Consider the following 14,634-nt stretch of genomic DNA (forward strand, 5'->3'; position numbering starts at 1 on the left):
AAATGAGATTGGGCGAGCTGACTGGCGGCACCGAAGAGACGATCGTCACCGGGTTCGCGATCGATCATCGCAAGGTTGCGCCCGGCACCGTGTTCGGGGCGTTTCGCGGCGCGCGCTTCAACGGTGAGGACTTCATTCCCCAAGCGGTGGCGAGCGGCGCGATCGCGGTGATCGCGCGCCCCGAAGCGCAGGTCGAGGGCGCGGTCCATATCGCGACGGATCATCCCCGCACCGAATTCGCGCGGATCGCGGCCAGATTTTTCGCGCCCTTCCCCGAAACCGCGGTCGCCGTCACCGGCACCAACGGCAAGACATCGACGGTCGAGATGGTCCGTCAGCTCTGGCGCATGGCCGGGCACAGCGCCGCGTCGATTGGCACGCTGGGCGTGACCACCGCGGACGAGGCGGTGTCGACGGGCCTCACCACGCCCGATGTCGTGACCTTCCTGTCCAATGTCGCCGGGCTGGCGCGCGAGGGCGTGACGCATCTGGCGTTCGAGGCGTCGAGCCACGGCCTGTCGCAATACCGGACCGAGGGGCTGCCGGTGGCGGCGGCGGCCTTCACCAACCTGTCGCGCGACCATCTCGATTATCATGCCGACATGGCGGAATATTTCACCGCCAAGCTGCGCCTCTTCGCCGATGTGCTCGATCCGGACGGCACCGCCGTGGTCTGGGCCGACGATCCGCATTCGGAGCGGGTGATCGACATCGCCCGGATGCGCGGGAATCGGGTGATGACCGTGGGCGAGCATGGCTCAACCGTCCGGCTGGTATCGCGTGAGCCGACCCTGCTCGACCAGAAACTGGTGGTCGCGGTGGACGGCGTCGAGCATCGCGTCAGCCTGCCGCTGATCGGCGGCTATCAGGCCGCCAATGCGCTGATCGCGGCGGCGCTGGTGATCGCGACCGGCGGCGATACCGCCACGACGCTCGCCAACCTGTCGCGGCTCCAGCCGGTGCGCGGCCGGCTTGAGCGCGCGGCGATCAGCCGGACCGGCGCGCCGATCTATATCGACTATGCGCACACGCCCGACGCGCTTGAGGCGGCGATCTCGGCGCTGAAGCCGCATACGGCAGGGCGGCTCATCCTGGTCTTCGGCGCGGGCGGCGACCGCGATCCGGGCAAGCGCGAACCGATGGGGCAGGCTGCCGCAGCGGGCGCGGATCTGATCATCGTCACCGACGACAATCCGCGCAGCGAGGATCCGGCGGCGATCCGCGCGGAAATCCTCAAGGGTTGCCCTGGCGCAATGGATATCGGTGACCGGCGCGGCGCGATCTTCCTGGGCGTCGGCAAGGCCGAGTCTCAGGACATCGTGCTGATCGCCGGCAAAGGGCATGAGCAGGGCCAGATCGTCGGCGATATGGTGCTGCCCTTCGACGATGTCAGCGTGGCGCGGGAGGCGGCGGCGTGAGCGGGCCGCTCTGGACCGCCACCGACATCGCCGCCGCCACCGGCGGCACCGCCTCCACCGAGTTCGATGTCGATGCGGTGGCGTTCGACAGCCGCGAGGTTGGGCCGGGCGCGCTGTTCGTGGCGCTCTCGGGCGAGACCACCGACGGCCATAAATTCCTGGATCAGGCCTTTGCGAGCGGGGCGGCGGGTGCGGTCGTATCCTCCCAGACGTCGCACCCCAATATCCTGGTCGGTGACACGACGGTCGCGCTGGAGAATCTGGCGCGCGCCAGCCGCAAGCGGATGGCCGGCGTGGTGATCGGCGTCACCGGATCGGTTGGCAAGACCGGCACCAAGGAAGCGCTGTTCGAATGCCTCGAACGGATCGCGCCCGGCCGCGCGCACCGCTCGGTCAAGAGCTACAACAACCATACCGGCGTGCCGCTCAGCCTTGCCCGGATGCCGCGCGACGCGAAGTTCGGCGTGTTCGAGATGGGGATGAACCATGCCGGCGAACTGCTGGCGCTGACCCATATGGTCCGCCCGCACATCGCGCTGGTGACGACGATCGCGCCCGCGCATACCGAGTTCTTCGCGAGCGAAGAGGCGATCGTCGACGCCAAGGGCGAGATCTTCCAGGGCCTCGAGCCGGGCGGTACCGCGATCGTGCCGTTCGACAGCCCGCATCGCGACCGGCTGATCGCGGCGGCGCAGCCGCATGCGGCGAAAATAGTGACCTTCGGACTGGGCGAGGGCGCCGACGTCCGCGCGATTGAGGTCGTACGTGGCCAGCCGGGTGGAACCTATGTCACCGCTCAGATCGGGTCTGACCGTACGCTGGGCTTCACATTGTCGCAGCCGGGCGATCACTGGGTCGCTAATGCGATGGCGGTGCTGGCGGCGGTCGACGCCGCGGGCGGCGATCTCGAACAGGCCGGGCTGGCCCTGGCCGAGATGGGCGGACTTGCCGGACGTGGCGCGCGCTTCAAGACGGCGGTTTCCGGCGGCGAAGCGCTGGTGATCGACGAAAGCTACAATGCCAACCCCGCCTCGATGCGCGCGACGTTGGCTGTGCTCGCCGCGACCCCCGCCTCGCGACGGCTGGCGGTGCTGGGCGAGATGCGCGAGTTGGGCGATCAATCGGCTGAATTCCACGCCGGGCTTGCCGACCCGATCGCCGATGCCGGCGTCGAAGCGTTGCTGCTGGTCGGTGAAGGGATGGCGCCGCTCGCACGCGCGCTTGAGGGGCGGATCGAATTGGTCCATGTGCCCGACGCCGCAACCGCCCGAGAGCGCATCGAGACGATGCTCCGCCCGGGCGACGCGGTTCTCATCAAGGGTTCGAACGGGGTCGGGCTGTCGCGGGTCGTGGCGGCACTGGCGGGAAGGCAATAGCAAGTGCTGTACGAAATCGCAGAGTGGCTGGGCTTTCCGAGCGTCCTTAACCTGATCCGCTATCTGTCGTTCCGCATCGGCGCGGCGGTGGCGACGGCGCTGATCATCGGCCTGATCATCGGCCCACGCTTCATCGGCTGGCTGCGCGTCCGTCAGGGCAAGGGGCAGCCGATCCGAACCGATGGTCCGCAGAGCCACCTCGCCAAGCGCGGCACGCCGACCATGGGCGGGCTGATGATCCTGACCAGCCTGGCGTTGTCGGTGTTCCTGTGGATGGACCTCAGCAATCCCTATGTCTGGGCGTGCATGTTCGTCACGCTCGGCTTCGGGATGATCGGGTTCCTCGACGACTATGACAAGGTGCGCAAGGCGAGCACCGCGGGGGTCTCGGGCCGCGTCCGTCTTCTCGGCGAGTTCGTGATCGCGGGCGCCGCGGCCTGGGTCATCACCCAGCAGAACGGGACCGTCCTGTACGTGCCCTTCTTCAGCCAGTTCAGCGTCGATCTCGGCTATTTCTACATCGCGTTCGCCGCCTTCACGATCGTGGCGTTCGGCAATGCGGTGAACCTGACCGACGGTCTCGACGGGCTTGCGACCATGCCGGTAATCATCGCCAGCATGGCGTTCCTGCTGATCGTCTATCTCGCCGGCAACGCGATCTACGCCAACTACCTTGGCATTCCGCATGTGCCGGGGGCGGGCGACCTGGCCATTTTCTGCGGCGCCATCGTCGGTGCCGGCCTCGCCTTCCTGTGGTTCAACGCGCCCCCGGCGGCGGTGTTCATGGGCGATACCGGCAGCCTTGCATTGGGCGGCGCGCTGGGCACGATCGCGGTGGTCGCGCATCACGAACTGGTGTTGGGGATCATCGGCGGCCTGTTCGTGGTCGAGGCGCTCTCGGTCATCATCCAGGTGTTCTGGTACAAGCGCACCGGCAAGCGCGTGTTCAAGATGGCGCCGATCCACCATCATTTCGAACAGATGGGCTGGAGCGAGCCGACCGTCGTGATCCGCTTCTGGATCATCGCCTTCGTGCTGGCGCTGGCCGGCCTGTCGACGCTGAAACTGCGGTGATCGTCAGCGCGTCCTGGCGCGGAGAACGCTTTGCGGTGCTGGGACTGGCGCGGTCCGGGTTGGCGACCGCGCGCGCCTTGCTGGGCGCCGGTGCTGAGGTGACGGCGTGGGACGCCAAGGATGCGGTCCGTTCGACCTTCTATCCCGATCCGGCGGCGCCGGGCACGCTGACACTCGCCGATCCGGTCGAGTCCGACCTCACCGGCTTCTCGGGTGTCGTCGTCTCTCCCGGGGTGCCGATCAACAAGCATCCGATCGCCGCGAAGGCTCGCGCCGCGAACGTGCCGCTGATCGGCGATATCGAGCTGTTCGCGCAGGCGCGCGGCGAGCTTCCGGCGCACAAGGTCGTCGCCATCACCGGGACCAACGGCAAGTCGACCACGACGGCGCTGATCCACCATATCCTTGAGACCGCGGGCGTGCCCGCTCGGCTTGGCGGCAATATCGGGTTGCCGATCCTGGGGCAGCAGCCGCTGCCCGAAGGCGGCGTCTATGTGCTCGAATTGTCGAGCTACCAGCTCGATCTGACCCAGAGCCTCGACTGCGATGTCGCGGTGCTGCTCAACATCACCCCCGACCATCTCGACCGTTATGACGGCTTCGACGGCTATGCCGCCTCCAAGGCGCGGCTGTTCGCGATGCAGTCAAAGGGGGGCGCCGCGATCATCGGGATCGGCGACGAAGCCTCGCAGGCGATCGCGAAACAGGTCGCGCGCGCAGGGCGGGCCGAGGACCTGACCAAGATCGCGCCCGGCATGTGCATGGACCAGTCGCGCTGGCCCGCGCTGCAGGGGCCGCACAATGCCCAGAACGCGCTCGCCGCCATTGCCGCGTGCGAGGCACTTGGCGTTTCGCAGGACGCGATCGAGGCGGGGTTGCGCAGCTTCCCCGGCTTGCCGCACCGCATGGAGCGGGTGGCGACCGTGAACGGCGTGCTGTTCGTCAACGACAGCAAGGCGACCAACCCGACCTCGACCGCACCAGCGCTGCAGGCGTTCGACCGGATTCACTGGATTGTCGGCGGCCTCGCCAAGACCGACGATCTCGACGCTTGCCGGCCCGGCTTCGGCCATGTCGTGCGCGCCTATACCATCGGCGATGCGACCGAGCGGTTTGCGCAGTTGCTCGACGGTGAATTTCCGATCGAGCAGTCGGGCACGCTGGCGGCGGCGGTGAAGGCCGCGGCGGCACAGGCCCGGCCCGGAGAGACGGTGCTGTTGTCGCCCGCCTGCGCCTCGTTCGACCAGTTCAGGGATTTCGAGGATCGCGGGGCGCAGTTCCGCGAAGCGGTGGGGGCGCTGCGATGACCGATGTGAGGCGGAACCTGCCCGTGGTGCGCAGCAAGGGCTGGCGCGCCAAGGTCGAGGACAAGCTGAGCCGCGGAAGCAATTCCAGCTTCGGCCTGTGGTTCTGGGAAATCGACCGCATGCTGCTGCTGCTCGCGGTGCTGCTGATCGGTATCGGGCTGGTCGCGGTCGCGGCCGCTTCGCCCGCTTCGGCGGTGCGCTATTCGGATGGCAACACCCAGTTCGCATCGATGCACTATTTCTGGCGGCAGGCGGTCTGGGTCGGCTTGTCGGTGCCGGTGCTGCTCGTGGTTTCGATGCTGCCCGTCAGCTTCGCGCGACGCATGGCGATCGTCGGCACCGCGGTCTGCATCGTACTGGTCGCCGTCGCCGCCTTCTTCGGCGCCGAGATCAACGGCGCCCGGCGCTGGATCGGTTTCGGCTTCGCAAGCGTGCAGCCATCGGAGTTCCTGAAGCCCTTCTTCATCGTCACGGTCGCCTGGCTGCTGTCGATGCGCTCGAAGGATGCGGATCTGCCGGTGATCCCGCTCACGGGAATGCTGACCGCGATCGTCGCGGCGTTGCTGATGAAACAGCCCGATTTCGGCCAGACGATGGTGTTCGGACTGGTCTGGATCGTGCTGCTGATGCTGGCGGGCATCTCGACCCGCGCGATGGGCGTGCTCGGCGGCGGCGCGATCGCGGGCGTGGTCGCAGCCTATCTGTTCTACGATACCGCACGCACCCGCATCGACAGCTTCCTGTTCCCCGATCCCGAAAAGGCGGCGGCCGAGCATTACCAGACCGATATGGCCCATGCGGTACTGACCGGCGGCGGCGCGACCGGTACCGGTCCTGGTGGCGGAACGGTCAAGTTCAAGCTGCCCGAGGCGCACACCGACTATATCTTCTCGGTCGTGGGTGAGGAGTTCGGGTTGATCGCGTGCATCGGCATCGCGATCCTCTATCTGGCGATCATCCTGCGCGTGCTGGTCAAGCTGCTCGACGAGGAAGATAATTTCCGCCTGCTCGCGGCGGCGGGCCTGGCGGCCCAATTCGGGATTCAGGCGCTGATCAACATGGCGGTGAATACGGGCCTCGCGCCTTCCAAGGGCATGACCTTGCCCTTCATTTCCTATGGCGGCTCGTCGATGGTCGCGCTGTCGATTGGCATGGGACTATTGCTCGCGTTCACGCGGCGGAATCCGTATCTCAAGCGTTCGCCTTACACGGTTCGGGGAAGCGGTTGATGAGTTCGGGAAAGCGTTACGTATTGGCGGCCGGCGGCACGGGCGGGCATATGGTCCCCGCAGCGGCGCTGGCGACGGAGCTGATGCGGCGCGGGCACAAGGTTGCGCTGGTTTCGGATGAGCGCGGGGTGCGCTTTCCCGACCTGTTCGACGGGATCGAGACGCGCGTCGTTCCGGCATCGCGCTTCTCCGGCGGGCCGATCGGCTGGCTCAAGGCCGCCAACGCGATGCGCAAGGGCCGCGCGCAGGCACGCGCGCTGTACAGCGAGTTCCGGCCTTCGGCGGTGATCGCGTTCGGCGGCTATGCTTCGCTCCCTGCGCTGATGGCCGCCTTTTCGGCCAAGGTGCCGGCGGTGATCCACGAGCAGAATGCCGTGCTTGGCCGGGTCAACCGGCTGGTCGCGGGCAAGGTCGCGGCGATCGCGACCAGCTATGCCGATGTCGAGCGGCTCAAGGAAAGCTACGAACCCAGGACGCATCTGGTCGGCAATCCGGTGCGGCAGGCGGTGCTCGACCTGCGCATGAAACCCTATCCGGCGCTGGACGAGGACGGCATTTTCCGCGTGCTCGTCACGGGCGGCAGCCAGGGCGCGTCGGTCCTGTCCGAAGTCGTGCCCGACGGCCTCGCCCTGCTGCCCGTCCATTTCCGCCGCCGGCTTCAGGTGACGCACCAGGCGCGGCTCGAGGACATCGACGAGGTCCGCCGCAAATATGCCGAGCATGGCATCCCGGCGGAGATCGCGACCTATCTGCCCGATTTGCCCGAGCGGCTGGCCTGGGCACATCTGGTGATCGCGCGCGCGGGCGCCTCGACCATCGCCGAGCTGACCGCGGCGGGGCGACCGGCGATCCTGGTGCCGCTGCCCAGCGCGACCGACGACCACCAGACCGCGAACGCGCGCGAGATCAGCGAGGCGGGCGGCGCGCGGACGATCCAGCAGCGCGCCTTCACCGCGCAGGAACTGGCCAAGCAGATGCAGAAGCTTGGGCTCGAGCCCGATGCGCTCGCCAATGCCGCCGCTTGCGCGCGCAGCGTCGGCCGGCCCGATGCGGTGCGCGACCTGGCTGACCTTGTTGAATCGATCGATGCCGACTGGGCCTCGGCCGGGCAGGGGCACGCCAAGCCTCAGAAGATCGAAGGAGCAGTTTACGCATGAAGGGCGTCGCCAAGGATATCGGCACCATCCATTTCGTCGGCATCGGCGGGATCGGCATGTCCGGCATCGCCGAGGTGATGCATAATCTGGGCTACAAGGTTCAGGGCAGCGACAGCGCGGAAGGCTATGTCGTCGAGGGACTGCGCAAACGCGGTATCGACATCGCGATCGGCCAGTCGGCGGACAATCTCGGCGATGCGGCGGTGGTGGTCACCTCGACCGCGATCAAGCGCGACAATCCCGAGGTCCAGGCCGCCTATGCCCGCCGCATCCCCGTGGTGCGTCGCGCCGAGATGCTCGCCGAGCTGATGCGCCTCAAGTCCACCGTCGCGGTGGCGGGGACGCACGGCAAGACCACGACGACCTCGATGATCGCGGCGCTGCTCGACGCGGGCGGGGTCGATCCCACCGTGATCAACGGCGGCATCATCAACCAGTACGGCTCCAACGCGCGCCTCGGCGACAGCGAGTGGATGGTGGTCGAGGCCGACGAGAGCGACGGCAGCTTCCTGCGCCTCGACGGCACGATCGCGGTCGTCACCAACATCGATCCCGAGCATCTCGATCATTATGGCAGCTTCGACAAGGCGAAGGACGCCTATGTCGAGTTCGTCGAGAACGTGCCCTTCTACGGCGCGGCGCTGCTGTGTCTCGACCATCCCGAGGTGCAGGCGATCATCCCGCGCGTCCGCGACCGGCGCATCGTGACCTATGGCTTCGCGGCCTCGGCCGACGTGCGCGGAGTCAATGTGACGTCGCACGCCGGCGGCAACAGGTTCGAGGCGATCATCCGGTCGCGCGACGGCTCGACCCGCTCGATCGAGGGGATCGATCTGCCGATGCCCGGCCGTCACAATGTCCAGAACGCGCTCGCCGCGATCGGCGTAGCGCTCGAGATGGGCATCGACGACGCGACCATCCAGAACGGCTTCGCCAAGTTCGGCGGGGTCAAGCGCCGCTTCACCAAGGTCGGCGAGATCGGCTTCGACGGCGCCAACCCGGCGATCGTGATCGACGATTACGGCCACCACCCGGTCGAGATCCGGGCGGTGCTGGCGGCGGCGCGCGAGAGCGTCGAGGGCCGTGTGATCGCGGTCGTCCAGCCGCATCGCTATTCGCGCCTCGGCAATCTGATGGATGACTTCGCTCAGGCGTTCAACGACGCCGACATGGTGTTCGTGACCCCGGTCTATGCCGCAGGCGAAGCGCCGGTCGAGGGCGTTGACGCCGACGCGCTGGTCGCACGCACCAGCGAGCGCGGCCACCGCTCGGCAGCAACCATCGAGGATGCCGTCGCATTGGCGGAGAAGGTCGCCGAGATCGCGCAGCCGGGCGATCTGATCGTTTGCCTCGGCGCCGGCGACATCACCAAATGGGCCGCCGGCCTCGCCGATGCGGTCAATGCGCGGCGAAAGGTCGCGGCGTGATCGCCACCCTCCCCAAGGTTCGCGGCAAGCTTTCCGCCGACGCACCGCTGGCGCCGCTGGTCTGGTTCAAGAGCGGCGGCGCCGCGCAATGGCTGTTCGAGCCGACGGATATCGACGATCTCGCCGATTTCCTGCGCGACCTCGATCCGGAGGTGCCGGTGATGGCGCTCGGGCTCGGCTCCAACCTCATCGTGCGCGACGGCGGGGTTCCCGGCGTGGTGGTGCGGCTGGGCAAACCCTTCGCCAAGGTCGAACGGTTGGACGCGACGACGCTCAGATGCGGCGGCGGAGCGAGCGGCATCCTCGTGTCTTCTTCCGCGCGTGATGCCGGGATCGGCGGGGTCGAGTTCCTGCGCTCGATCCCGGGGACTGTCGGCGGCTTCGTGCGGATGAACGGCGGCGCCTATGGCCGCGAGACTGCGGATATCCTGGTCGAGTGTGAGGTCGTTCTTCGCTCGGGCGAGCGGCGGATGCTGGCGGTCGATGCGCTCGGCTACACCTATCGTCACTCGGAACTGCCCGACGGCGCCGTGGTCGTCAGCGCGACCCTCCGGGGTGAGCCGGGCGACCCCGCCGCGATCCAGGCCGAGATGGACCGCATCGCCGCGGCGCGTGAGGAATCGCAGCCGCTGCGCAGCAAGACCGGCGGATCGACCTTCAAGAACCCGCCCGGTGACAAGGCGTGGCGGCTCGTCGACGCGGCGGGCTGCCGGGGCTTGCGCAAGGGCGGCGCACAGGTGAGCGAGAAGCACACCAACTTCCTGCTCAATACCGGCGACGCGACCAGCGCGGATATCGAGGGACTGGGCGAAGAAGTGCGGGCCAAGGTCAAGGCGAGTTCTGGAATTGAGCTGGAGTGGGAAATCCAGCGCGTGGGAGTGTCCAAGTGAGTGTATCGGTGAAGCCCCTCCATATCGCGGTCCTCATGGGCGGCTGGTCGGCGGAGCGGCCGGTGTCGCTGATGTCGGGCGCGGGCATCGCCGATGCACTGGAGTCGCTTGGCCATACGGTTACCCGCATCGATATGGGCCGCGACGTTGCCGCGAAACTCGCCGCGGCCAACCCCGATCTCGTCTTCAACGCGCTGCACGGCACGCCGGGCGAAGACGGCACGGTGCAGGGGATGCTCGACCTGATGGGCCTGCGCTACACGCATTCGGGCATGGTCACGTCGGTCATCGCGATCGACAAGCAACTGACCAAGCAGGCGCTCGTGCCGCAAGGCATTCCGATGCCGGGCGGGCACATCGTCGCAACCGCGTCGCTGTACGAGCATGACCCGCTGCCGCGTCCCTTTGTCCTGAAGCCGGTCAATGAGGGGTCGTCGGTCGGCGTCGCGATCGTCACGGCCGAGGGTAACTACGGCAACCCGATCTCGCCGCAGGCGACCGGACCCTGGCAGGAGTTCGACGAACTGCTTGCCGAACCGTTCATCCGCGGACGCGAACTGACCACCGCGGTGCTCGGCGGCCAGGCACTGCTGGTGACCGAACTCCGGCCCAAGAGCGGCTTCTACGACTTCGACGCCAAATATACCGACGGCATGACCGATCATATCTGTCCGGCTGAGATCCCCGACGAGATCACCGAGGCATGCAAGCGCCTGGCGCTCGATGCACACCGGCTGCTCGGTTGCAAGGGCGCGTCGCGATCCGACTTCCGCTGGGACGACACTCTCGGCGTCGAAGGGCTGTTTCTGCTCGAGGTGAATACCCAGCCGGGCATGACCCCGCTCAGCCTGGTGCCGGAACAGGCCCGGCATCTGGGCATGAGCTATGCGCAGCTCGTTCAGGCGATCGTCGATGAGGCGATGGCGGACGCGCCCGCGACGGCGGAGGCGACGGGATGAGCCGCAAGCCGAGCCCGGCCAAGCGTCCCGCGGTCAAGCCGAAGCGGCGCGCGCAGCAGCCCAAGAAGAAGCAGGCGAACGTCCTCGATCTGGCGGTCGCGGCGCTGCCGGTCAGTGAAGCGACGCTGCACCGGATCACCGTCTGGGGCATCACCGGGGTCGCGGTCGCCGCGGCGCTCGGCGTCGCGACGCTGTTCGGCGTGCCCGGGATCGTCGGCACGGCGGTGGCGGAAGGGATCGGCCGCGCCGGCTTCCGCGTCGAGAATGTCGAGGTCGCCGGCGTCAAGCGCGCCGACAAGGAGACCGTGTTCGACTATGCATTCGGCCCCAAGTCGCAGGCGATGCCGCTGGTCGATCTGGATGAGGTGCGCGGCAAGCTGATGACGATCGGCTGGATCGCGGACGCGCGCGTCTCGCGCCGCATGCCCGACACGCTGGTCGTCCAGATCGTCGAGCGCAAGGCGGCGGCGGTGTGGCAGCATCAGGGTCAGCTGATGCTGATCGACAGCGAAGGCGTGTTGCTGGAGCCGGTTTCGGCGGAGGCGATGCCTGATCTGCCCTTGGTGATCGGCGACGGCGCCTATGCGCAGCAGCCCGCCTATCAGCAGTTGCTCGACGCCGCGCCCGCGCTCAAGCCGATGGTGAAGGCCGCGACCTGGATCGGGAACCGGCGCTGGGACCTGTCGTTCAACACGGGAGAGCGGCTGGCGCTGCCCGAGGGCGAAGCGGCGGCGGCCAAGGCGCTCAAGAAATTCGCCGAGCTGGACGGTGCGGACCGGCTGCTCGGCCGGGGGTATCTGAAGTTCGATATGCGCGATCCTTCGCGGCTGGTGGTGCGGATGCCGGGACAGGCGGCGCCGAAGCAGATCGAAACCGCGACGGCGAGTGAGTAGGGGGTAGGGAAGATGGCAAAGACGGCGCCCGAGGGATTGATCACCGCACTGGACATCGGCTCGTCCAAAGTCTCCGCGCTGATCGCGCAAAAGGGGGATGGCGGCGAGCTGGTGGTGCTCGGCACCGGCCAGCGCGAGAGCCGTGGCGTCCAGCGCGGCTATATCGCGGACATGCACGCGACCGAGATCGCGGTGCGCGAAGCGGTCGAGCAGGCCGAGCGGATCGCGGGCACCAATATCGAGGATGTCTGGGTCAGCTTCTCGGCCGGTGGCCTGGTCTCCGACATTCTGCGGCTCGAAGTCGATCTGGGCGGCCACCGCGTCGAACAGTCGGATATCGACGATTTGCTGCGCGCCGGCCGGGAGTCGATCAATCCGGGTGGTCGCATGGTCCTCCACGCCCAGCCGACGCGTTACACGCTCGACGGCCTGGCCGGGGTCAAGCAGCCCAAGGGACTGCACGCCGAGCGGATGGGCGTCGATATCCATGTCGTCTCGACCGAGGGCGCCCCGGTGCGCAACCTCGATCTGTGCGTCCGCTCGGCGCATCTTGAGGTCAAGTCGATCATCGCCGCGCCGGTCGCGACGGGGCTTTCCTGCCTGTCCGAAGAAGAGCGTGAATTGGGCGTCGCGCTGGTCGAGATCGGCGCGGGCGTGACCAACGTCTCGGTCTACAAGGACGGGGTACTCACCGGCCTGTCGTCCATCCCCAGCGGATCGGCCGACATTACCGACGACATTGCCAGCGCCTTTGGCACGCGCCGTGGCCAGGCCGAGCGGATGAAGTGCTTCTACGGCAGCGCCAACATGACGCCGCGCGACAATCACGACATGATCGATGTCGCCCCGATCGCGACGGACGAGGAGACGTCGGAGGGCGGGCGGATCACGCGTGCGCAGCTGATCGCGGTGATCCGCCAGCGGCTCGACCGGTTGATGGCCGAGATCCGCAGCGAACTCGCCAAGCTTAACTTCGAGGATCCCGTCGGGCGCCAGATCGTGCTTACCGGCGGCGGCGCGGAGCTGAAGGGGATTGCAGATTATGCGCAGCAGGCGCTGGGCCGGTCGGTCCGCGTCGGCCGCCCGCGTGGCCTCTCGGCGCTGCCCGAGGCGCATGCGGGCCCCGCTTTCGCGACGCTGGCCGGCCTGGCGAGCTTCGCGGCGGCCGACCCGGTCGATCTGCGCGCGCTCCAGCAAAACCATCAACTTGTTACGCGTGCGACACCAAAAGCAATGTTCCATCGGATGATCGCGGCATTTCGGGCCAATTATTGAATAAATGTTGTTGATGACTGGTGAATTGCGCTGGCACCGCTCATCGGCATCGTGCAGAAACAGGGATTAAGCAGGCGACGCTCGTGGGGCGCGGAGCCTGAGGAGACTAGGTAAGATGAGCATCGATTTCCTCCCGCCCGACCTCGACGAGCTGACGCCGCGGATCACCGTCATCGGCGTAGGCGGAGCCGGAGGCAACGCGATCGCCAACATGATCAACGCGGAAGTGCAAGGGGTCGAGTTTCTCGTCGCCAACACCGACGCGCAGGCGTTGAAGCAATCGACCGCGGGCCACCGCATCCAGCTCGGCGCGAAGATCACCCAGGGCCTCGGCGCAGGCAGCCGGCCCGAGATCGGCCGCGCGGCGGCTGAAGAGACGATCGAGCATGTTCAGGAATCGCTGAACGGCGCGCACATGGTCTTCATCGCGGCCGGCATGGGCGGCGGCACCGGCACCGGCGCGGCGCCTGTCATCGCCAAGGCGGCGCGCGACATGGGCATCCTGACCGTCGGCGTGGTGACCAAGCCCTTCGCCTTCGAGGGCAAGAAGCGCGCCCAGTCGGCCGAGGCCGGCATCGAGGAGCTTCAGAAGTATGTCGACACGCTGATCGTCATCCCCAACCAGAATCTCTTCCTGGTCGCCAATGCGAACACGACCTTCAAGGAAGCGTTCCAGATGGCGGACGAAGTGCTGCAGCAGGGCGTGCGCGGCATCACCGACCTGATGGTCATGCCCGGCCTGATCAACCTCGACTTCGCCGACGTGCGCTCGGTGATGAGCGAGATGGGCAAGGCGATGATGGGCACCGGCGAAGCATCGGGCGACAGCCGCGCGATCGAGGCGGCACAGCAGGCGATCGCCAATCCGCTCCTCGACGGCGTGTCGCTCAATGGCGCCAAGGGCGTGATCGTGTCGATCACCGGTGGCGAGGACATGCGCCTGCTCGAAGTGGACGAAGCCGCGAACCATATCCGCGAGCTGGTCGACGACGACGCCAACATCATCTGGGGTTCGGCGTTCAACAACGAACTGGAAGGCAAGATTCGCGTCTCGGTCGTCGCGACCGGGATCGAGGCCGATGGCGTGAAGCCCGCGGTCGCGGCGCCCGCCGCCGATACCGCGCGCAGCTTCTCCTTCGGTTCGGTGCGTCGTCCGCTGGCGCCCCCGCCCGCCGACTTCGCGCCTTCGTTCGAGCCGGAACCGGTGGCTGAAGCGCCCGCCGAGCCGGTGGCGACCTTCACCGACCCGGCGGTTGCCGAGCCCGGCTTCTCCACCACGCCGCCCTTGGCTTCGGATGACGAGCTGACGCTCGAAGCGCCGCTCCCGGCGGAGCCTGAAGCACAGGCCGACGAGCTGGTGCTGGGTTCGGACGCGGTGGTACCGGAAACACCCGCCGCCGATGACCTTCCGCCCGAGCCGACGATCCGGCGCCGCTGGCTGACCGGTGGCGGCGATGAGCCGGCCGCGCCTGCCGAGGAGCCCAAGGCCCGTACCGGCGGCACGCTGTTCGAGCGGATGGCCGCGGCGCGCAACGGATCGAAGGACGAGGACGGCAAGGACTCGCTCGACATCCCGCGTTTCCTCAACCGCCAGAACAACCAGTAAGCGAAGCTGCGCGCCTCGTCGCT

Annotated in this window: 12 protein-coding genes; all 12 read left to right on the plus strand. The window is 67.5% G+C overall.

Features of this window, described 5'->3' with window-relative positions:
• The first annotated feature begins 2 nt into the window (after positions 1-2).
• The 12 genes from AC07M1_RS05615 to ftsZ all read left to right on the plus strand — a co-directional run bounded on the left by AC07M1_RS05615 (position 3) and on the right by ftsZ (position 14,611).
• Positions 3-1,418 (plus strand): UDP-N-acetylmuramoyl-L-alanyl-D-glutamate--2,6-diaminopimelate ligase, encoded by a 1,416-nt coding sequence (locus AC07M1_RS05615; protein WP_495161580.1) that lies wholly within the window; start codon positions 3-5, stop codon positions 1,416-1,418.
• Positions 1,415-2,794 carry a UDP-N-acetylmuramoyl-tripeptide--D-alanyl-D-alanine ligase gene (locus AC07M1_RS05620; protein ID WP_495161581.1) on the plus strand — a complete coding sequence of 460 codons (1,380 nt, stop codon included), beginning with the start codon at positions 1,415-1,417 and terminating at the stop codon, positions 2,792-2,794. The genes AC07M1_RS05615 and AC07M1_RS05620 overlap by 4 nt, the downstream gene beginning before the upstream one ends.
• A 3-nt stretch (positions 2,795-2,797) precedes the next feature.
• Entirely contained in the window at positions 2,798-3,868 is a 1,071-nt protein-coding gene (mraY, locus tag AC07M1_RS05625) for a phospho-N-acetylmuramoyl-pentapeptide-transferase (RefSeq protein ID WP_495161582.1), read from the plus strand.
• Positions 3,865-5,175: a UDP-N-acetylmuramoyl-L-alanine--D-glutamate ligase gene (murD, locus tag AC07M1_RS05630; protein WP_495161583.1), complete on the plus strand. Its 1,311-nt coding sequence runs from the start codon at positions 3,865-3,867 to the stop codon at positions 5,173-5,175. Before mraY ends, murD begins: the two co-directional genes overlap by 4 nt.
• Positions 5,172-6,404 (plus strand): FtsW/RodA/SpoVE family cell cycle protein, encoded by a 1,233-nt coding sequence (locus tag AC07M1_RS05635; RefSeq protein ID WP_495161584.1) that lies wholly within the window; start codon positions 5,172-5,174, stop codon positions 6,402-6,404. Before murD ends, AC07M1_RS05635 begins: the two co-directional genes overlap by 4 nt.
• On the plus strand, positions 6,404-7,561 hold the full coding sequence (gene murG, locus AC07M1_RS05640) for an undecaprenyldiphospho-muramoylpentapeptide beta-N-acetylglucosaminyltransferase (protein ID WP_495161585.1): 1,158 nt from the start codon (positions 6,404-6,406) through the stop codon (positions 7,559-7,561). Before AC07M1_RS05635 ends, murG begins: the two co-directional genes overlap by 1 nt.
• Positions 7,558-8,988, plus strand: coding sequence for a UDP-N-acetylmuramate--L-alanine ligase (murC, locus tag AC07M1_RS05645; RefSeq protein WP_495161586.1), 1,431 nt, complete (start codon positions 7,558-7,560; stop codon positions 8,986-8,988). The genes murG and murC overlap by 4 nt, the downstream gene beginning before the upstream one ends.
• On the plus strand, positions 8,934-9,878 hold the full coding sequence (murB, locus tag AC07M1_RS05650) for a UDP-N-acetylmuramate dehydrogenase (protein WP_495161587.1): 945 nt from the start codon (positions 8,934-8,936) through the stop codon (positions 9,876-9,878). Before murC ends, murB begins: the two co-directional genes overlap by 55 nt.
• Positions 9,875-10,837: a D-alanine--D-alanine ligase gene (locus tag AC07M1_RS05655; protein WP_495161588.1), complete on the plus strand. Its 963-nt coding sequence runs from the start codon at positions 9,875-9,877 to the stop codon at positions 10,835-10,837. The genes murB and AC07M1_RS05655 overlap by 4 nt, the downstream gene beginning before the upstream one ends.
• On the plus strand, positions 10,834-11,730 hold the full coding sequence (locus AC07M1_RS05660; RefSeq protein ID WP_495161589.1) for a cell division protein FtsQ/DivIB: 897 nt from the start codon (positions 10,834-10,836) through the stop codon (positions 11,728-11,730). The genes AC07M1_RS05655 and AC07M1_RS05660 overlap by 4 nt, the downstream gene beginning before the upstream one ends.
• Positions 11,731-11,742: 12 nt before the next feature.
• Entirely contained in the window at positions 11,743-13,005 is a 1,263-nt protein-coding gene (gene ftsA, locus AC07M1_RS05665; protein ID WP_495161590.1) for a cell division protein FtsA, read from the plus strand.
• A 115-nt stretch (positions 13,006-13,120) separates the two neighbouring features.
• The gene (ftsZ, locus tag AC07M1_RS05670) at positions 13,121-14,611 is read left to right on the plus strand and encodes a cell division protein FtsZ (protein WP_495161591.1); all 1,491 of its coding nucleotides are present in this window, start codon (positions 13,121-13,123) and stop codon (positions 14,609-14,611) included.
• Positions 14,612-14,634 lie beyond the last annotated feature (23 nt).

It is taken from the genome of Sphingomonas sp. GW821-FHT10C01 (assembly GCF_059415525.1).